This is a genomic window from Demequina oxidasica (genome assembly GCF_000975115.1).
Classification (GTDB): Bacteria; Actinomycetota; Actinomycetes; order Actinomycetales; family Demequinaceae; genus Demequina; species Demequina oxidasica.
This window is the reverse complement of the sequence record NZ_BBRE01000001.1, coordinates 812,717-830,434: the sequence shown is the minus strand read 5'-3', so window position 1 is coordinate 830,434 and position 17,718 is coordinate 812,717. Positions and strand designations below refer to the sequence as shown.

General features: G+C 64.6%; 16 protein-coding genes and 3 tRNA genes. 14 read left to right on the top strand and 5 right to left on the bottom strand.

Features of this window, described 5'->3' with window-relative positions:
* Positions 1-3 precede the first annotated feature (3 nt).
* The 3 genes from AOP77_RS03870 to AOP77_RS03860 all read left to right on the top strand — a co-directional run bounded on the left by AOP77_RS03870 (position 4) and on the right by AOP77_RS03860 (position 4,164).
* On the top strand, positions 4-822 hold the full coding sequence (locus AOP77_RS03870; RefSeq protein ID WP_062209554.1) for an SDR family oxidoreductase: 819 nt from the start codon (positions 4-6) through the stop codon (positions 820-822).
* Between the two features lie 61 nt (positions 823-883).
* Entirely contained in the window at positions 884-2,437 is a 1,554-nt protein-coding gene (locus tag AOP77_RS03865; protein WP_062209551.1) for an FMN-binding glutamate synthase family protein, read from the top strand.
* Positions 2,434-4,164, top strand: coding sequence for a thiamine pyrophosphate-dependent enzyme (locus AOP77_RS03860; RefSeq protein WP_062209548.1), 1,731 nt, complete (start codon positions 2,434-2,436; stop codon positions 4,162-4,164). Before AOP77_RS03865 ends, AOP77_RS03860 begins: the two co-directional genes overlap by 4 nt.
* 2 nt (positions 4,165-4,166) lie before the next feature.
* Here the strand turns inward: AOP77_RS03860 and AOP77_RS03855 are convergent, their stop codons facing one another.
* Both AOP77_RS03855 and AOP77_RS03850 read right to left on the bottom strand, forming a co-directional pair.
* Positions 4,167-4,436 (bottom strand): hypothetical protein, encoded by a 270-nt coding sequence (locus AOP77_RS03855; protein ID WP_152649756.1) that lies wholly within the window; start codon positions 4,434-4,436, stop codon positions 4,167-4,169.
* A 103-nt stretch (positions 4,437-4,539) separates the two neighbouring features.
* Positions 4,540-5,031 (bottom strand): YajQ family cyclic di-GMP-binding protein, encoded by a 492-nt coding sequence (locus AOP77_RS03850; RefSeq protein WP_062209542.1) that lies wholly within the window; start codon positions 5,029-5,031, stop codon positions 4,540-4,542.
* Positions 5,032-5,165: 134 nt separating this feature from the next.
* Between AOP77_RS03850 and AOP77_RS03845 the strand changes: the two genes are divergently transcribed.
* Positions 5,166-5,247 (top strand) — tRNA-Tyr (locus AOP77_RS03845).
* Between the two features lie 220 nt (positions 5,248-5,467).
* The gene (locus AOP77_RS03840; protein ID WP_084622413.1) at positions 5,468-6,583 is read left to right on the top strand and encodes a GmrSD restriction endonuclease domain-containing protein; all 1,116 of its coding nucleotides are present in this window, start codon (positions 5,468-5,470) and stop codon (positions 6,581-6,583) included.
* Positions 6,584-6,703: 120 nt separating this feature from the next.
* Here the strand turns inward: AOP77_RS03840 and AOP77_RS03835 are convergent, their stop codons facing one another.
* Together AOP77_RS03835 and AOP77_RS03830 are read right to left on the bottom strand one after the other, a co-directional pair.
* On the bottom strand, positions 6,704-8,179 hold the full coding sequence (locus AOP77_RS03835) for a sugar porter family MFS transporter (protein ID WP_084622258.1): 1,476 nt from the start codon (positions 8,177-8,179) through the stop codon (positions 6,704-6,706).
* 114 nt (positions 8,180-8,293) lie between these two features.
* A complete protein-coding gene (locus AOP77_RS03830) occupies positions 8,294-9,550 on the bottom strand; it encodes a winged helix-turn-helix domain-containing protein (protein WP_062209539.1) in 1,257 nt (418 codons plus the stop codon).
* A gap of 96 nt (positions 9,551-9,646) precedes the next feature.
* Here AOP77_RS03830 and AOP77_RS03825 point away from each other — a divergent pair.
* The 7 genes from AOP77_RS03825 to AOP77_RS03795 all read left to right on the top strand — a co-directional run bounded on the left by AOP77_RS03825 (position 9,647) and on the right by AOP77_RS03795 (position 13,835).
* Positions 9,647-9,719: transfer RNA gene (locus AOP77_RS03825), tRNA-Thr, on the top strand.
* Between the two features lie 54 nt (positions 9,720-9,773).
* Positions 9,774-9,847 (top strand) — tRNA-Met (locus AOP77_RS03820).
* A 61-nt stretch (positions 9,848-9,908) separates the two neighbouring features.
* Positions 9,909-10,073 (top strand): 50S ribosomal protein L33, encoded by a 165-nt coding sequence (rpmG, locus tag AOP77_RS03815; RefSeq protein WP_061963497.1) that lies wholly within the window; start codon positions 9,909-9,911, stop codon positions 10,071-10,073.
* Between the two features lie 164 nt (positions 10,074-10,237).
* Positions 10,238-11,287 carry an endonuclease/exonuclease/phosphatase family protein gene (locus tag AOP77_RS03810; RefSeq protein ID WP_084622256.1) on the top strand — a complete coding sequence of 350 codons (1,050 nt, stop codon included), beginning with the start codon at positions 10,238-10,240 and terminating at the stop codon, positions 11,285-11,287.
* 64 nt (positions 11,288-11,351) lie between these two features.
* Positions 11,352-11,798, top strand: coding sequence for an FAS1-like dehydratase domain-containing protein (locus tag AOP77_RS03805; protein WP_062209536.1), 447 nt, complete (start codon positions 11,352-11,354; stop codon positions 11,796-11,798).
* Positions 11,798-12,229 carry a MaoC/PaaZ C-terminal domain-containing protein gene (locus tag AOP77_RS03800; protein WP_062209533.1) on the top strand — a complete coding sequence of 144 codons (432 nt, stop codon included), beginning with the start codon at positions 11,798-11,800 and terminating at the stop codon, positions 12,227-12,229. The genes AOP77_RS03805 and AOP77_RS03800 overlap by 1 nt, the downstream gene beginning before the upstream one ends.
* A gap of 130 nt (positions 12,230-12,359) precedes the next feature.
* Positions 12,360-13,835: an NCS2 family permease gene (locus AOP77_RS03795; RefSeq protein WP_062209530.1), complete on the top strand. Its 1,476-nt coding sequence runs from the start codon at positions 12,360-12,362 to the stop codon at positions 13,833-13,835.
* A gap of 96 nt (positions 13,836-13,931) precedes the next feature.
* Here AOP77_RS03795 and AOP77_RS03790 read toward each other — a convergent pair whose 3' ends face one another.
* Positions 13,932-14,996 (bottom strand): LacI family DNA-binding transcriptional regulator, encoded by a 1,065-nt coding sequence (locus AOP77_RS03790; protein ID WP_062209527.1) that lies wholly within the window; start codon positions 14,994-14,996, stop codon positions 13,932-13,934.
* Between the two features lie 147 nt (positions 14,997-15,143).
* Here AOP77_RS03790 and AOP77_RS03785 point away from each other — a divergent pair, with 147 nt between their 5' ends.
* Positions 15,144-16,520 (top strand): MFS transporter, encoded by a 1,377-nt coding sequence (locus AOP77_RS03785; protein WP_062209524.1) that lies wholly within the window; start codon positions 15,144-15,146, stop codon positions 16,518-16,520.
* Positions 16,521-16,548: 28 nt separating this feature from the next.
* A complete protein-coding gene (locus AOP77_RS03780; RefSeq protein ID WP_062211413.1) occupies positions 16,549-17,649 on the top strand; it encodes a UDP-N-acetylmuramate dehydrogenase in 1,101 nt (366 codons plus the stop codon).
* The last annotated feature ends 69 nt before the right edge of the window (positions 17,650-17,718 follow it).

Below are 17,718 nucleotides of genomic sequence, written 5' to 3'. Positions count from 1 at the left end.
CCCATGTCGCATCCTCTTGAAGGCCAGACCGTACTTATCACCGGAGGAGGCAGCGGCATCGGGCGTCTGCTCGCTCTTGGCGCCGCGCAACGTGGCGCTCGCGTGATCCTGTGGGACCTCTCGGCAGCTTCTGGCGAGGCAGTACGCGACGAGATTCTTGGCGTAGGCGGAGAGGCCGAGGCCTTCAGCGTCGACGTGTCAGATCGCGACGCGGTGAAGGCCACCGCACTGGAGACCGGTCCCGTGGATGTGGTGATCAATAACGCGGGTGTGGTGACCGGCAAGAACCTGCTCGATGCATCCGACGAGGCGATCGAACGCACTCTTCAGGTGAACACGCTCGCGCTGTTCTGGGTGACCAGGGCTTTCCTTGCGAGCATGATCGAGAACAAGCGTGGCACCGTCGTCACCATTTCCAGCGCCGCGGGACTCGTCGGTGTGGCTAAGCAAACGGATTACTCTGCAAGCAAGTTTGCGGGCTTCGGATTCGCGGAATCCCTGCGCGTGGAACTCGCCAAGGCGGACGCCGGAGTTAACTCGCTCGTGGTGTGCCCGTACTTCATCAGCACCGGAATGTTCGAGGGAGTCCAAACCAAGTATCCGCGACTCCTGCCGATCCTGAGGCCCGAGTACGTGGCCCAGAGGACCCTCGACGCCATCGAAAGCGGCCGCCACCAATTGATCATGCCCCGGTTCGTCCGCGCTCTCGCCCCCGCACGGATGTTGCCCGTCGCGTTGTTCGACAAGCTGACGAACCAGCTCGGAGTCAACAACACGATGGACCACTTTGTGGGTCGCCTCTCGGATCGTTTGAACCGCTAGGACGGAGTTAGTGTGGAAGGGCTGGTAGCCGCCACCCAGACGCTCCAGTCAAGGAGGTCAGATGCACAGTCCGTCCGGCTGGAAACTAGGAGCCATCGCCGGCGCAGGAGCGCTCGCCGCTCTCGCCGCCTACGACACCCTTCAGAAGCGTCACTCGGTGCTACGCAACTACCCCGTCGTCGGCCATCTCCGATATGGACTCGAGCGGCTCCGTCCCGAACTTCAGCAGTACTTCATCGAGCGTGACTGGGACGGCAAGCCCTTTGACCGCGCTACCCGCGACATCATCTACGAGCGCGCCAAGGGCGTCCACGGAGAGAAGGCGTACGGCACCGAGTTGGACGTCTACGAGGTGGGCCACGAGTTCCTGGTGCACTCCACCGTGCCCCAGTCGCCGCCGGAGAATCCTCCACGCGTGACGGTGGGCGGACCGGACTGCTCGCAGCCGTACTCGATGTCGTTGCTCAACGTCTCCGCGATGAGTTTTGGGGCGTTGTCCGCCAACGCCATCCGCGCCCTGAATAAAGGTGCGGCCATGGGCGGTTTCGCCCACGACACCGGCGAGGGAGGCATCTCGCCCTACCACCGCGAACACGGTGGCGACCTGGTATGGGAGATCGGTACCGGGTACTTCGGGACCCGAACCAAGGACGGACACTTTGACCCCGACCAGTTCGCGGAGAAGTCCCGTGATGATCAGATCAAAACGGTTTCGCTCAAACTTTCGCAGGGGGCCAAGCCCGGCATCGGTGGGGTGCTGCCGGCCGCCAAGGTCACGCAGGAGATCGCGGAGACGCGCGGGGTGCCGGCGGGCGAGAAGTGCGTGAGCCCGCCGGGACACTCGGTGTTCTCGACCCCCACGGAGTTGATTGAGTTCATCGCGCAGATGCGGAACCTGTCCGGGGGTAAGCCGGCCGGTTTCAAGCTCTGCGTCAGCTCCCGCGTCGAGGTCCTCTCCATGGTCAAGGCGATGCTTGAAGTCGGGACGGCCCCGGACTTCATCATCGTGGACGGTTCCGAGGGCGGCACGGGGGCCGCCCCACTCGAGTACGAGGATCACGTGGGCATGCCGCTCACTGACGGGCTCATGCTCGTCCACAACGCACTGGTAGGTGCGGGTCTGCGAGACCGCGTGCGCGTCGCCGCGAGCGGCAAGGTCGCCGCGGGCAACGACATCGTCAAGCGCTTGATCCAGGGCGCCGACTATACGAACGCCGCGCGTCCCATGATGATGGCGACCGGCTGCATCCAATCCCAGCGTTGCCACCTCGATACCTGCCCCGTGGGCGTCGCCACCCAGGACCCGCGGCGCGCCCACGCCCTCGACGTGGGCGACAAGTCGCAACGCGTCTATCGCTACCAGAAGGCAACCGTCGACGAGGCGGTGCGGATGATGTCCTCCATGGGCGCGGAGCGTCCCGAAGACCTCACCCCCGACCAGTTACGGCTGGTGATCTCGCCCGGCGAGACGGTGTCGTACGGCGATCACTACGACTGGTTGAAGTCAGGGGAGCTGCTCGACCAGCCACCCGCCAACTGGGAAAAGGACTGGACACTTGCCTCGGCGGACAGCTTCGCCCCGCCACGCATCACCACTAGAGGAGACACGAGATGAGCACTACGGTCGCACAGCACATTGTCACCGCCCTCGCGGAGCACGGCGTGGGGCACGTGTGGGGCGTCGTCGGCGACGCCCTCAACCCCCTGACCGATGCGATCCGCACGGACGACCGCATCGAATGGATCGGGGTTCGTCACGAGGAGGCCGCAGCCTTTGCCGTTTCCGCGCAGGCCCAACTGACGGGCCGCATCGGCGTCTGTATGGGCACTGTGGGCCCCGGCTCCCTGCACCTCATCAACGGGCTGTACGACGCGAAGAAGTCCCACGCCCCCGTGCTCGCGATCTGCGGGCAAGTGCCCAGCGCAGAGATCGGAACCGAGTACTTCCAGGAGGTCAACAACGATCGCGTCTTCGAGGACGTCGCGGTGTGGAACCAGACGCTCTCCTCCGCCGACCAGCTCCCACAGATGCTGGAGGCTGCGGTGGGAGCGGCGTACGAGTTCCGCGGCCCGGCAGTGCTGACCATTCCAGGTGACATCGGGGGCCTTGAGTTGCCCGATGGTGTGGCGGCGCCACATTTTGTCACCGCGTACGCCCCGGGCAATGCCACGGAGGATTCGCTCGCGGCAGCGGCCGCTGCGCTCAACGACGCCGACAAAGTGACGATGCTGGTGGGTCAGGGCGCGGCGGGAGCCAGGGAACTGGCCATCGCAGTCGCAGAACGACTGCAGGCACCGATGGTCGTCACTATCAAGGGAAAACCGGGCTTCGACGGTGACAATCCGATGCAGGTAGGACAGGCCGGGTTGTTGGGAAACCCCGGCGCGGTCAAGGCACTTAAGGACGCCGATGCGCTGCTGATGGTGGGCACCGACTTCCCGTATCGCGACTTCTATCCGGACGATGCTGTGGTCGTGCAGATCGATGCGCGTTCCGGGCACATCGGCAGGCGCACCTCCGTCGACGTGCCCGTCGTGGGGGACTCGCGCGAGGTACTGGAGGCACTGTTGCCGCGACTGACCGGCGGCGACGCGTCCAAGCACCTCGACGCCTGTCGAGACACGTATTCCGAGTGGCAGGAGCGCCAAGCCCACATCGCGGACCCCGACTACGAGGAGTCCGGCATCGTGGCGAAGGTGCGATCCACCTTTGACAACCCGGACGATCGCATTCGTCCCGAGGCCGTCGCGGCGGCGGTTGATCGTCACGCTCCGGATGATGCGATCTTCACGTCCGACACGGGCATGTCGACCACCTGGATGGCGCGGTTTGTGGAGATGCGCGGCGACCGCGAACTTCTCGGGTCGTTCAATCTGGGGTCGATGGCAAACGCCCTTCCGCAGGCTCTGGGCGCGCAGGCTCTCGATCGTGACCGCGCTGTGGTCTCCATGAGCGGCGACGGTGGCCTCATGATGCTGCTTGGCGACTTGAGAACCGCCGTGACCTACTCGCTGCCGGTGGTCGTCGTGGTGTTCGACAACTCCTCGCTGGGAATGGTGCAACTCGAGCAGCAGGAGGGTGGGCTCGCGTCCTTTGGTACGGACCTGGACAACCCAGACCTCGCCGCCGTGGCATCGGCGATGGGTCTGGCGTCGCGTCGAGTAGAGGACCCGGACGACCTGGACGGAGCGATGCCCTGGGCCTTCGACCAGGACGGCCCGGTGTTGCTCGACGTGGTGACGAATCCCGACGAGATTGCCGTGCCGCCCAATCCCAAGGTGTCGCAGGCCTGGGGCTATGCGGTGGCCAAGCTCACGGAGACACTCGAAAGTCGAAAGTAGCCTCAGCGCTGGGCGACTCTGGCCCTCCGGTGCTCGTTGACGTAGGCGAGAGCGGTTCCGACAAGTGAGGCGACGGCGCAGGAGAAGACTGCTTGGGAAGGCAGATTCGTCATATTCACGGACCGCGTCACCACGACGTAGCCGATCGCCCAAGCCCACACGGGCGCCAATGCGGCCCAGAGGTGCCAATCCCTGAACTCAAAGTGCTTGTGAAGCCAGTGCGCGTAGAGAAAACCAAGGGCTGTTCCAGCGATAGTGACCAGCAAGAACATTTGGAACCACTCCAGGGGCACAAATAGGGGACTTCCATTTCACGCTAACACGACGAGTTTTGCTCGCGCTGTTCAGCGATCTGGGCGACTTTCCGTCAGGCGGCTAGCGATAGTTGACGAACTGCAGTGCAGCGTCGACGTCCGCACCCTTGAGTAGCGCCATGGTGGCCTGCAGGTCGTCGCGACTCTTGGAGCTCACGCGCAACTCGTCTCCCTGGATGAGCGCCTTGACGCCCTTGGGACCCTCGTCGCGCACCAACTTGGTGAGCTTCTTGGCCACGTCCTGGGCGATGCCCTCCTTGACCTCCGCGACCAGGCGGAACTCCTTGCCCGAGGGGATCGGGTCCCCGTAGTCGAGCGCCTTCATGGAGATGTTGCGCTTAGCGAGTTTGCCAATGAAGACGTCGAGGACGGCCTTGACGCGCTCCTCGGAGTTGGCCTTCATCAGGATGTTCTCCCCGGACATTTCGATGGATGCGCCCACACCCTTGAAGTCATAACGCTGCGCGATCTCTTTGTGGGCCTGGTTGAGGGCGTTGTCGACCTCCTGCTGGTCTACCTTGGATACGACGTCGAACGAAGAATCGCTGGCCATGAGTGCCTCCTTTTAGGGCCCCGCGCCGGTTGCGGCGAGGGCTGGATGTGCGGTGATGGGACCTCAGTTAGCGCCAAGGCCGTTTCCCTTGCTATCCTTCCATGCGCGCCACCTTGGTTTCCAATGCGGCGCATGGCGAGTTGCCCGAGCGGCCAAAGGGAGCTGACTGTAAATCAGCCGTCATAGACTTCGTGGGTTCGAATCCCCCACTCGCCACATCAGGCCCGCTGCGCAAGCAGCGGGCCTTTTTGTTGCCCAAAATGGGCCCCAAGCCGCCCCCCGTCACCTGCGCTTACATCTGGTCGCCTCTAGGCCTCAGAAACGGCGCAGTTGTAAGCGCAGGGCGCACCGACGCGGAATGAGAAATTGACCACACGGGCTGTCCGGCACGAGGGTGCAGGGGTTAACGTTCACCCAGGTTTGAGTGCTGAGGAGCATGATGAAGAAGGCTGAGAAGACGCGCCACCCCATTGCGAGGGCGCTGGGGTCCGTCGCATCGTTGGTGGTGATGGCCACCGTACTCAGCGCGTGCGCCACCACCGTCGGTTCGGAGCCTGGCGTAGGGTCTGGCGGTGTCGCCACGGCGGGCGCCGCCTCAGAAGCGGTCACGCGGTTGGCAGATGCCTCCGCGACCCCGGCGACCTCGCCTACTCCTGCCGAACCAGCCGAGCCCTCTCCGTCTCCTTCGGTCACCCTCGTAGCAGTGGAAGCAGAGGCCGCCGCGCCCGCTCCACCGCCCGATGCTGAGGAGGGCACCGCGCTGACCGCGGCTCTTGCGCTCGAGGTGAAGGGCCGGGCGGCCAAGACCGGCTACGAGCGCGATCAGTTCGGTAGCGGCTGGGTGGATGTGGACCGCAACGGCTGCGACACGCGTAGCGACATGCTGCTGCTCCGGCTCACCGCGATCGATGTAGACGGCAAGTGCAAGGTGATGGCGGGCGACCTCGCGGACCCGTACACCGGCACCTCGGTGCACTTTGTGCGCGGGGGCAAGAGCGAGGTCGACATTGATCACATCGTCGCGCTGTCGGATGCCTGGCAAAAGGGTGCCGCGAACTGGCCCTTCGCGCAGCGCGTGGCTTTCGCCAATGACCCGCTCAACCTCGAGCCCGTCGATGCCGGCGCTAACCGCCAGAAGAGCGACGGCGACGCGGCAACGTGGTTGCCGTTCAACAAGGCTTTCCGCTGCGAGTATGTGGCGCGGCAGGTGGCGGTCAAGACTAAGTACGACGTGTGGGTGACCACTGCCGAGTTGGAGGCCATCACTCGCGTGTTTGACGCATGCCCAGATGAGCCGATGCCGTCGTTTGGCTCGCAGCCCATCCTCGCCGAGAACACGGGAGGGCCCGCGCCCACGTCGACGCCTAAGGAGACCGCGGCGCCGGCGCCCAAGAAGACCGTGGAACCTAAGGCCGAGCCGGAAGCGGATCTCGACGAGCGCTTCCCGTATTGCAAGGACCTGCCGTCCGGCTACGGGCCATACGTCAAGGACGCGGACCCGGAGTACGAGTGGTACTCGGACCGTGATGGCGACGGCGTGGTCTGCGAGTAGCCGAGTTGCTCCCGCGCCTGCAGCGACCTCTCGGACGCCAGCCTCCCGTGGGGCGGTCCACACGAGTACCCTCGCCCCAGGCGTTTGTGATGTCGAATTGACGGTCCGACACTCGACGGACTACTCGTTGACGGTGATGGCGCCCACGAACTTGCCACGCTTGACGATGATGTCGTCGTGCATGTCTTCCAGTTCCATACCCCGCGTCTCCGGGACTCTGAAGTAGACAAACACGAGCGACAGGAGCGCCATCGCCGCGTAGAAGCCGTACGCGAACGTCAGGCCGATGTCCGCGAAGATCGGGAACGTCATGGTGATGGCGAAGTTCGCCAGCCACTGCGCCGCAGCCGCCACTGCCAGCGCCGTGGCGCGAATGCGGTTGGGGAACATCTCGCCCAGTAGCACCCACACCACCGGGCCCCAAGTCGCGCCAAAGAAGACAACGAACGCGTTGGCGCCGATGATGGCGACGGTGTCCCAGTTGCCGGCGAACGTGGCGACGTCATTGCCGTCGACAATCTCGGAGGTCGCGTTGGAGAAGGCAATAGCCATGAGGCCGAGCGACAGGAACATCCCCGTAGAACCGATGAGAAGAAGCAGGCGTCGCCCGATTTTGTCGACCAGCATGATGGCAACGATCGTGACGACGATGTTGGTGATGGAGGTGATTGTTGAGGTGAGGAACGGATTCTCGATGCCGACCGACGACCATAGCGAGGTCGAGTAGTAGAAGATCACGTTGATGCCCACAAACTGCTGGAACACGGATAGCAGAACTCCGGTCCACACCACGGACTTCAAGCCGAAGGTCTTTCCGCGCAGATCCTTCAGTGAACGCTTATCGTCGGTACCGAGCGACTCCTGAATCTGCTCGATGCGCAGGTGCACGTCCGCCTCACCGGTGAACTCGCGCAACACCACGGCGGCCTCGTCATTGCGGTGCTTGCCCACAAGGTAGCGGGGCGACTCGGGAAGGCGAAGCGCAGCCAAGCCGTAGATCACGGCGGGAACGGCCGCGGCCATGAACATCCAGCGCCATGCCTCGAGGCCAAACCACAGGTCGTTCGATGCGTCTCCGGCAGTGTTCGCGAAGAGCTGGTCGCTCAGGAGGGCCGAGAAGATTCCGAGCACAATCGCGAGTTGCTGGAGTGAACCGAGTCGGCCGCGGAACTTCGCGGGGGCGACCTCCGCGATGTATGCGGGCGCAATCACTGATGCCGCGCCGATGGCGAGGCCACCCAGCACGCGCCACAAGATCAGGTCGACGACGCCGAACGCGAAGCCCGAGCCAAAGGCAGAAACAAAGAACAGGACGGAGGAGATCACCATCACGCGAATGCGCCCGTGCTTGTTCGCAAGACTGCCCGCGAACCAGGCGCCAATGGCGCAACCCAGTAGCGCCGATGCCACGGCAAAGCCAGTCAGGGCGTCACTCAGTGCGAACTCGTCCTGGATAGCGTCCACGGCGCCGTTAACAACCGAGGAATCAAAGCCGAACAGGAAGCCACCGAGGGCGGCGCCGATGCTGATGGCGATCACCTTTCGATTCAGCTTGGCATCCGGGATGGGTGTCGAGGGATCGACGGGTGCGGCCATGGGCTGACTCCTTTGTGCGGTGCGAACCGTGGCTCGCGTACCTGGCGTGTATAACTCACAGTAGCGCCCGTTTGGGTCACCCGCGCCCCGAAAGTGAGTCGAACAAATGGCTATCTACGTGGCGCTTTCGCGCACGGCCGCGTCGACTGCCCCGGCGAGGTTGCCTCGCGGTTGCACTCGAAGCGTTTTTAAGCCAAGCCAGCTCGCCATGGTCCAGAGTTCGGTAGTCAACGCGTCGGCGATCTCGGCGTCGCTTCGTCGTCGCGCACCTGACACTGTGCGTTCCTCGCGCCACGACGCCAGCACCCGCAGTGTGTGCGCGGCGCGGTCCGCCTTGAGGTCGAACCTGCCCACCACCTGATCTCCCATCAGGAAGGGCAGCGTGTAATACCCGTAGACCCGCTTGGGCTCAGGTGTATAGATCTCAATGCGATAGGTCATACCGAACATGCGCTCCAGGCGCGGACGGTACCAGCAGACGGGGTCGAAGGGACTCAGTAGCGCGGCGCCCGTCGCCCGCCCGGGATCGGACGCACCCGCGGCCAGGAGGGCTGGTTCGCCCCAGCCCTCGACGTCAGTCCAGGTCGCGATGCCCCTGGCCACGGCATCGGCCGCGAGCTGTTGCGCCAACCCGGGCTTGAGCCGAAAGTGGTCGGCCACGTCGCGAGGCGTGCCGATGCCAACCGCAGCCGTGGCGTGGTCGAACAGGGCCTGACGCGCGGCACTGGGCGCGAGACCCCACGTGCCGACGTCCGCCGGTGCGACGCCCCATCCGCGCATCGTTCCGTCATAGGTGCGCCGGAAGTGGCCGCGACGTGACGCCGCGACCTTGCCCGTGATGAACAGGTGCTCAAGTGCAGACTTCACCGCGCTGTGGTCCCACCAAGGTCCGGACGTCTCTTGGCGCGGCGCGATGTGTTCCAGGCCAGCGGCGTCGAACGGGCCGTCGGCCTCGACGCGCTCGCGCACCTGCGCAATGAGTCCCGGGTGGGCGGACTCGATGCGCGCCTCGTTGCGCGAGCCCCATGCGCCAGTGTCGGTCATCTTGACGTGCATCGCCGGCAGCAGCGTGAGGGGCGAGACCGACGCCTCGTGGCCCCAGTGCTCGAACGCGTGGGGTGAGTGACCGTCGGCGTCGCCCCACAGGAATGAGTCGAGCTTGCCGCGGTCGTAGGAGCCATAGCGGGAGAACAGGGGCATGTAGTGCGCACGAGCCAGCACATTGACGCTGTCGAGTTGCAGCACGCCTTGGCGGCGCAAGTACTCGGCGAACTGCGCATCCCCCACCCGGCGCCCGCCGCGTTTGCGCGCCAAACCCTGCGCATTGAGGAAGATGCGCCGGGCCGCGGCTGCACTCAACGTGTCGGTCACTTTGCTACCCTAATCCCGGCGTCAGACACTGCGCGCGAGCGGGACTTAGAGGCGATTTCACTATGCCGGCCATTCGCGTGTATTCTTGTCCGGCTTGCCCCGATAGCTCAGTCGGTAGAGCGTTTCCATGGTAAGGAAAAGGTCCAGGGTTCGATTCCCTGTCGGGGCTCAGATAGATGGTTGCCGTCGCTTGAATACTCAGGCGGCGGCGAACCACTTTCATGGCGGGGTAGCTCAGCTGGTTAGAGCGCACGACTCATAATCGTGAGGTCGGGGGTTCGAGTCCCCCCCTCGCTACGCACAATGGATCCGCCGAATGTCGGTGGGTGCTGAAACACACAAGGCTAGGAGACAAAACATGGCTAAGAATGACGTCCGCCCAAAGATCACCCTCGCGTGCACCGAGTGCAAGAACCGCAACTACATCACGCGCAAGAACCGTCGCAACACCCCTGACCGTGTGGAGCTCTCCAAGTTCTGCCCCAAGTGTGGCAAGCACACCGCTCACCGCGAGACTCGCTAGTCTGTCGGATTCTCAAAACGCCCGTTCCCTCACACGAGGGGGCGGGCGTTTTGCGTTGCCAGGACTTGCCGGGGGGCCGATGCCGGGGCCGGGCCAAGCGCAGGCGGCGGCTTCGCGCCGCGGATCCCGGGCGCCAAAGGTGACACCGTGCGACACTTATCCGCGTGCCAGATGCCGAGCCGCGTGAGAGTAACCCGTCCGATGATGTTCCGCCCGCCGCGGAATCGGGCGTCGATGGGGTAGCGCCGGAGCTGGAACGCACTGGCAAGCGTTGGTCTTTCTGGCGCCGGACGTGGTGTGTATTCGCGGTGCTCGCGCTGATCATGGTGTTGGTGCCCGTCGCCGCCAGGCTGTTTGGCATTGAGGCCGGGCCGCTGGCGATTTTGGTGTCGCTGATGCCGTGGGTGACGGTCGCCTGCGTCGTGCCGGTGGTGCTCGCCCTGGTGGCACGGGCGTGGTGGCTGGTGGCAGCATCGGCCGCCGTTTTGGTTCTCTGTATGAGTTGGGCCGTCCCGATGTTTACCGCGCAACCGGCGCTGGGCGGCGAGGCGTTGCGAGTGGCGAGTATCAACCTCACCTTCGGGGAGGCCGATGCCGATGCCGTCGTGGGGCTGGTGCGCGACAAAGAGGTGGACGTGCTGGCCGCTCAGGAGGTGACGCCGGAGGCCGTCGCGGCGCTGCGAGCAGCGGGACTGGATGAGCTCTTGCCATTCTCAGAGATCGCCGCCGAGCCTGGCATCACTGGTACTGCCCTGTGGTCGCGCACCCCGCTTGATGCCGCCGGTCAGGTTGACGGCTTTGTGTCGCGGGCGGTGCGTGGAACCGTCGACGTTGGTGGGAGCACTCTTGAGGTACTGGCGGTACACCCCGCGGCACCCGGCCCACGTGTGCATGAGCGGTGGAGCTCCGACTTGGGTCATCTGACCGACATTCTTAAGTCGCAGACCGGACCGACCCTGGCGCTCGGCGACTTCAACACCACCCGCGACCACAAGGCTTTTCGCGAGATCCAGTCCCTGGGCTACGCCGATGCCGCGGACCAGGCCGGCGCGGGCTTCCTGCCGACCTTCCCCGACGGCCGCGGGATAGGGCCGTTTGTGGCGATTGATCACGCGCTAGTCGGGCATGTGGACCTCGTCGCGACCTCGGTGACGACCGCATCGGTGCCGGGCGCGGACCACCGCGCGCTGCTGGTCACCTACGGGGCGACCTGACAACGTCCTGCTGCTGGGCCGCGCCGTATTCGAACCGCCCACGCGAGTTCGCTAGGCTGGCGCCATGCCAGTGAACCCAGAAGCCGTAGGCCGCCAGTACGGCCCGTCAGAGGTGTACGAGGTGACGCGCGTGAAGATCCGCGAGTTCGCCGATGCCGTGGACGCCCGCTCCTTTGCCCACCGTGACGTGGCCGCCGCTCGTGCAGAGGGATACGACGACCTGGTGGCCCCCAGCACGTTTGCCGTGATCATCGCGCAGCGCGCGGAGTTCCACGTCGTGGTCGACCCCGAGGTAGGAGTGGACTTCACCAAGGTCGTTCACGCGGACGAGCGCTTCACGCATCACCGCCCCATCGTGGCTGGCGACGAGATCACCACCACCATTCACATCGACAAGATCACGCAGCGTGCCGGCATCTCTATGGTGACCACGCGCGCCGAGCTGGCGGATGCCGAGGGCGACCCGGTCACGACCGTGCTGTCAACGTTGGCCGTACGAGAGGACGCCTGATGAGCGACGAGAACATCCCTTCCTTCGACGCGCTCGAGGTCGGTGCAGTGGTCGCCGAGCGGGAGGTCGCCTTCACCCGCGACACCCTGGTGCGCTATGCGGGTGCCTCGGGCGACTTCAATCCCATTCACTACAACGATGTGATGGCCGAGTCGGTGGGGCTTCCCGGCGTGATCGCGCACGGCATGCTGACCATGGGGGCTGCGGCCTCGGTCGTCGAGGAATGGGCCGGCCCGGGCAACGTGGCGGACTTTCAGACGCGCTTCACGCGCCCCATCCCGGTGCCTAACCCCGGCGCCGCGACGGTGGTCGTGACGGCCAAGGTGGGTGCGCTCGACGAGGAACTGCGTACCGCGCGCATCGACGTTGTAGTGGACTTCGACGGCGTCAAGGTGCTCGGTAAGGCGCAGGCGATCGTGCCCTGCGCTTAAATAGCGGGGTGCTTCGCGCCGGTTTAAGGCGCTTTGTCCGCAGGACTTGTCGGTTATCTACAATTGACGCGCGCGCGGCCTAGTCCGCGAGCGTCGCCGCGAGCACCCCGTTACTGCCATGATTCTGACCATGGCAACTGACACCACGGACAAGCCCACGACACAGCAGTCGGGGATCAAGGGCAAGCTCGACTCCTACTTTGAGATCACCGCGCGTGGCTCCTCATTCGGTAGCGAGATTCGCGGCGGGCTCACCACCTTCTTCACGATGTCGTACATCGTGGTGCTGAACCCCCTGATCATCGGAACCGTCGCTGGAGGTGACGGTGAGTTCCTTGGAGGCGGCACTGCCCCCAACCTTGCGATGGTTGCCGCGGCCACCGCGCTTGTCGCTGGCTTACTCAGCATCGCCATGGGCATCTGGGCACGCTTCCCCATCGCCCTCGCGACGGGGCTTGGCCTCAACGCCTTCGTGGCCTACGGAATCGCCTCGCGCACTGGTATGAACTGGCCGCAGGCCATGGGATTCGTGGTGATTGAGGGTGTACTCATCACAATTCTGGTGCTCACTAAGTTCCGTACCGCCGTCTTCCGTGCCGTTCCCGGATTCCTCAAGAAGGCAATTGCCGTGGGAATCGGCTTGTTCCTGGCGTTCATCGGTCTATGGGACGCCCGCATCATCCAGCCTGGCGCCGGCGTGCCGACGTCATTCGGCGTCAACGGATATATCGCCACGTGGCCCATGGTCGTGTTCGTGATCGGCCTGTTTGTCGCCATCGTGTTGCTCGCCAAGAAAGTCCGTGGTGCCCTCCTCATCTCGATCGCCACGGCGACGGTGGTGGCGGTGGCTTTCGAGCTGATCTTTAAGCTTGGCTCCTCGGTGGACAACCCCAGCGGCTGGGCTCTCGTGGAGCCGTCGCTTCCGAGCAAGATCGTCGAACTGCCCGATCTGTCGCTGATTGGTGACGTCGACCTCTTCGGCGGCTTCACCTCGCTGCCGGTCCTGACCGCGCTGCTGTTGATCTTCTCGCTGCTGATGGCGGACTTCTTCGACACCATGGGAACCATGACGGCCATCGGTGCAGAGGCCGGCTTGAATGACAAGGATGGCAACCCGCCTCGCTCGCAGGAGATCCTGATGGTCGACTCGCTCGGCGCTGTTGCGGGCGGACTCGGCTCGGTCTCGTCCAACACTTCCTACATCGAGTCCGCGTCCGGTGTGGGCGACGGTGCCCGCACGGGACTTGCCTCCGTCGTCACGGGTCTCGGTTTCCTGCTGGCGATGTTCCTCACGCCGCTGTACGCGATCGTGCCCTTCGAGGCTGCGACCCCGGTTCTTGTCGTGGTGGGCTTCTTGATGGTGACGCAGGTCGCGGACATCGACTGGAAGGACTACCGGATCGCGATTCCCGCCTTCTTGACGTTCATCCTGATGCCGTTCGGCTATTCCATCTCCATTGGCATCGGCGTGGGCTTCATCTCCTACGTGGTGCTGCAGATGGCAACCGGCGGCACCAAGAAGGTGCACCCGCTGATGTGGGCCTCCGCCGCGGCGTTTGCCATCTACTTTGTGCTGGGTCCGATCAACAGTCTGCTTGGTAGCTAGCCAGCCTGCTGGTGCGTCCCACAAGTGGATGAGTGCTGAAAATCAACTGCATTCAGCACTCATCCACTTCCGGGTCGTGCTGGGAGAAAGCCAGACCTACCGCTCGGGGTTGACGCGGCCGATCGTGTTGCCCGCACGGAACTCGAGCGGCGTGAAGGCTGGCTCAGGGGTCTCGCCCGCGAGCAAAGCCTTCACTTCCGCGGCGAGCGCGTGTCCCTTTTTCTCGCCGTCCTGAACCACCGTGGTGAGTTCGGTAGGCGCTAGCCACGGCAACTCGAGTCCGTCAAAGCCCGTGATCGACAAGTCCTGAGGCACACGTATGTCGAGTTCTCGTGCAGCGAGCAACACGCCAGCCGCGAGCTGATCCGACTGCACCACGAGCGCGGTGGGTCGCGACTCGTGAGAGAGAGCCAGGTGCCCGGCGGCAATGCCCTCCTCGACGAGTGACTCGCGCGCGCTGACAATGACGCACGGCTCAATACCCGCGTCTTTGAACGCGAGAAGGCGTCGGTGGGTGGGGGCCCAAGCGGAATCCTCGAAGTCCTCAAGCGCGCGTAGCGAAGTGTCCAAGCGCGGGGCGATGGGCAGGGTGACCGTGCCGATGCGTTCGTGGCCTAGGTCCTGCAGACGCTTGATCAGGTCCACGGTCGCGGGTCCGTCGTCGATAGTCACCACACCGCCGCCGGCGGGCGGGTTGCCGTCCATGACCACGATGGGGATGCCGCGCTTGCGAAGAATTTCTAGCGCCGGCTCATCGTGGTCGCGCACCCGCAGCAGCACGGCGGCGTCCATGGGGGCAGTCTCGAGCAAAGAGTTCTCTTCGGGAACTCCAGAAGGCGACGTCAGCAGCAGCACGCCGAGCCCCATGTCTCCCAGATCGGAGATCAGACCATCCATAATCTGCAGAATCAGCGGCGCGCGGAAGGCTAGCGTCAGGGAGTCGTGGATGACCACGCCCACCACATGCGAGCGGCCGGAACGCAGCGCCCTACCCGCAGCGGAAGGGCCACCGTACTCGAGTGCGGCGGCAGCCTTCTCCACGCGCGCCTTCATCTCAGGTGAGATGGGGCCGGCACCGGAGTAACTGAGCGAGACCGTGGAGAGCGATACCCCGGCCTTTGCCGCGACATCGGCCATAGTGGGGCGGCCATTCTTAGCCATGAGTTCCTCCTGAAAGCGTTGCTTCGTTTAGACTAGCGGTGAACATGGCACGCGTACCCCGTATTTTCGGATCGCGCCGCGGTACCGCCGACGTTGGCCCAGGGCCCACGTACGTGCGAGCGGGTTCGCCTCCAGGAGTTACACACTATGGTCCTCAAGATTAGTTTCGCGCCAACGACTGAGCCCTCACGCTCACGAGTGAAGTTCGCGCGCGTCGGCGTGCTGTCACTCTTTGCGCTCATGGGCGCGATGTCTGCAACTCTGCTCTCCCGCATGCCTTCGATGCGCGACGGCCTGGGAGTGAGTTCCTCTGAACTCGCGACGCTCATCATCTTTGGCGCAGCAGGTGCGCTCTGCGCGCTCGCGGTCACCGGCTGGTCGGTAGCGCGCTTTGGCACCCGCAAGGTGCTGTGGTGGTCGAGCTTCTCATTCTTGTTCGCCATCGCCTCGGTGGGAATCGCCACCGCGAATTCCTTGCCGTGGCTCTTCGCCGCAGGATACTTTTTTGTTTCAGTCTCCTTCGCGTTCACGAATGTTGCAATGAATGCCGAGGCAGCTGAAGTGGAGCGACGCATGGAGCGCGCCATCATGCCGCAGTTTCACGCGGCCTTCTCCGTGGGCGTGGCACTTGGGCTCGGTGTGGGAGCGCTCGTCTCCCACATGGGTGTCGGAGTCTTGTGGCACTTCATTACGGCTGGAATCCTCCTCACCGCGATTCGGCTCGGAGTTATTCCCATGGCGGTTTTGGACGGCGTCGCCAAGCCAGCGGAACCCGGCACCAGCATCGGCGGACCTTTCGCGACCGCAAAGAATGAGTTCAAGGAACGGCGAGTTGTCTTGATTGGGTTCATCATCTTCGCCGCCTCCATGACGGAGATGATTGCGGCGCAGTGGATGGCGTTGTCGGTCGTGGATGACTTTGGTCGCAATGAGGCAATCGGTGACGTCATCTATTGGGTGTTCGTCGTGTCGATGGTCACCGTGCGCTGGTTTGGTGCCCCCATCATCGGCAAGCTCGGTCGCGTCAAGAGCCTGCGCATCGCCGCGGTATCCGTCGTGATCGGGATCCTGCTGTTCGCTTTTGCGCCGGTTTTCTGGCTCATTCCAATCTCCGCGGTGTTCTGGGGAATGGGTGCCGCCCTTGGGGCGCCGATTGGATTCTCTGCCGCGGCCGACGAGCCCAAGCACGCAGCCGCTCGATTGGCAGCAGTCGCGTCCTTCTCGACGATCGCGGGGCTAGTGGTCCCGCCGCTCGTGGGTCAGCTCGCCGAGTTCATCCCGCTACGGGAGGCCATGCTCGTAGTGATCATTGCGTCGGTGACGTCGTTTGTGCTTGCCCGCTCCGTTCGTCGTGGAGGCAGCCTCTTCCGCAGTCGCCGTGCCATGGAACGCCAGCTTGGTGCCGCCGTGGTGCGTAGTGACGAGGCGCAGGCGGGCGGAAACGCGGCAGTCTCGCTCGAGGCCACATTTGAGGATGCGCCGGTCGCTCAACGCGCTGCCACTTCCGCAACCGGGCGCAAGTAGTACCTCTCGCGACGGATACGCTGGCGTCATGACAGACGTGGCTCAAACCCAACTCGCGGACCTCACAACGCTGCGGGTGGGCGGCCCGGCGCTGGCACTGATCGACGCTAACTCCGAGGCCGAGTTCGTCGAGTCGGTACGTACGGCGGACGCCACGCAGACCCCGCTGCTCGTGCTCGGCGGCGGCTCCAACATCTTGGTCTCCGATGACGGCTTCTCAGGCACAGTAGTGCGTGACGATCGTCACGACCTGACTGTGCAAGACGACGGCGCATGTGGGGGAGTCTCCGTCACCGTCAGCGCGGGCATGCCGTGGGACGACGTGGTGGCGCGAGCGGTCGAGGAGGGCTGGGTGGGCCTTGAGGCGCTGTCAGGGATCCCCGGCTCTACGGGCGCGACACCGGTGCAGAACGTGGGCGCATACGGCGCGGAGGTCGCGGACTGGACCGCCCTGGTGCGCACGTGGGACCGCCACGAGAACCGGGTGCGCTCACTCGCGCGCGTGGACTGCCAGTTCAGCTACCGTGACTCGCTCCTCAAGCGTTCGATGCGCGGGCTTGGCCCGGACGGCCACCTGTGGCGTCCCACCCCGCGCTACGTGGTCCTCGACGTGACGCTGCATATGCGCACCGGCACGCTGTCCTCTCCGATCCGCTACGCACAGCTGGCGCAGGAGCTCGGCGTCGAAGTGGGGGAGCGCGCGCCCATGGTGGAGGTACGCGCGGCGGTCCTTGAATTGCGCGGCTCCAAGGGAATGGTGCTTGACCGCGATGACTTCGACACCTGGAGTGCGGGATCGTTCTTCACGAACCCCATTCTGAGCGCCGATGCCGCGGCGGCGTTGCCAGCCGACGCGCCCCGGTTTCCGGCGGGTGATGCGCACCCCGATGGTGCGGTCAAGACGAGCGCGGCCTGGTTGATCGAGCACGCCGGATTCGGCAAGGGCTTCGCCACTACGCCCGATGCCCGGGCAAGCCTGTCCACCAAGCACACCCTGGCGCTCACGAACCGGGGTAATGCGGGGGCGGCGGACATCGTGGCGCTCGCTCGGGCTGTGCGCCAGGGAGTTCGCGATACGTTCGGCGTCAACCTGGTCCCCGAGCCCGTCACGCTCGGCGTAGATCTCTAGCGTTCGCCGAAGCTTCAGCACCTCAACTCCAACGGCGTCTACGTCCGCACCCTAAAACGCGCTCGCGCT

Excerpts from the sequence above, each read along its gene's own strand:
- AOP77_RS03870 (WP_062209554.1), top strand. The coding sequence starts at position 4 with ATGTCGCATCCTCTTGAAGGCCAGACCGTACTTATCACCGGAGGAGGC.
- AOP77_RS03865 (WP_062209551.1), top strand. The coding sequence starts at position 884 with ATGCACAGTCCGTCCGGCTGGAAACTAGGAGCCATCGCCGGCGCAGGA.
- AOP77_RS03860 (WP_062209548.1), top strand. The coding sequence starts at position 2,434 with ATGAGCACTACGGTCGCACAGCACATTGTCACCGCCCTCGCGGAGCAC.
- AOP77_RS03855 (WP_152649756.1), bottom strand. The coding sequence starts at position 4,436 with ATGTTCTTGCTGGTCACTATCGCTGGAACAGCCCTTGGTTTTCTCTAC.
- AOP77_RS03850 (WP_062209542.1), bottom strand. The coding sequence starts at position 5,031 with ATGGCCAGCGATTCTTCGTTCGACGTCGTATCCAAGGTAGACCAGCAG.
- AOP77_RS03840 (WP_084622413.1), top strand. The coding sequence starts at position 5,468 with ATGATGAAGAAGGCTGAGAAGACGCGCCACCCCATTGCGAGGGCGCTG.
- AOP77_RS03835 (WP_084622258.1), bottom strand. The coding sequence starts at position 8,179 with ATGGCCGCACCCGTCGATCCCTCGACACCCATCCCGGATGCCAAGCTG.
- rpmG (WP_061963497.1), top strand. The coding sequence starts at position 9,909 with ATGGCTAAGAATGACGTCCGCCCAAAGATCACCCTCGCGTGCACCGAG.
- AOP77_RS03805 (WP_062209536.1), top strand. The coding sequence starts at position 11,352 with ATGCCAGTGAACCCAGAAGCCGTAGGCCGCCAGTACGGCCCGTCAGAG.
- AOP77_RS03800 (WP_062209533.1), top strand. The coding sequence starts at position 11,798 with ATGAGCGACGAGAACATCCCTTCCTTCGACGCGCTCGAGGTCGGTGCA.
- AOP77_RS03795 (WP_062209530.1), top strand. The coding sequence starts at position 12,360 with ATGGCAACTGACACCACGGACAAGCCCACGACACAGCAGTCGGGGATC.
- AOP77_RS03790 (WP_062209527.1), bottom strand. The coding sequence starts at position 14,996 with ATGGCTAAGAATGGCCGCCCCACTATGGCCGATGTCGCGGCAAAGGCC.
- AOP77_RS03785 (WP_062209524.1), top strand. The coding sequence starts at position 15,144 with ATGGTCCTCAAGATTAGTTTCGCGCCAACGACTGAGCCCTCACGCTCA.
- AOP77_RS03780 (WP_062211413.1), top strand. The coding sequence starts at position 16,549 with ATGACAGACGTGGCTCAAACCCAACTCGCGGACCTCACAACGCTGCGG.